Source organism: Staphylococcus sp. HMSC068C09 (genome assembly GCF_001813735.1).
Lineage (GTDB): Bacteria > Bacillota > Bacilli > Staphylococcales > Staphylococcaceae > Staphylococcus > Staphylococcus hominis.
Genome location: NZ_KV813772.1, coordinates 1 through 202 on the forward strand (window position 1 = coordinate 1; position 202 = coordinate 202).

General features: G+C 29.7%; 1 pseudogene. It reads left to right on the plus strand.

The features are described 5' to 3' along the window. A pseudogene (locus tag HMPREF2930_RS09425) lies at positions 1 to 202 on the plus strand (plasmid recombination enzyme); the annotation flags it as partial.

The following is a 202-nucleotide window of genomic DNA, read 5'->3' on the forward strand; positions in this document are numbered from 1 at the left end:
AAACGCAGACGATAATTTTAACCAACTTTACGAAAATGCAAAGCCACTTAAAGAGAATATAGAAATAGCGTTAAAGCTTTTAAAAATCTTACTAAAAGAGTTAGAACGAGTTTTAGGAAGAAATACCTTTGCGGAAAGAGTTAATAAGTTAACAGAAGATGAACCAAAACTAAATGGTTTAGCAGGAAACTTAGATAAAAAA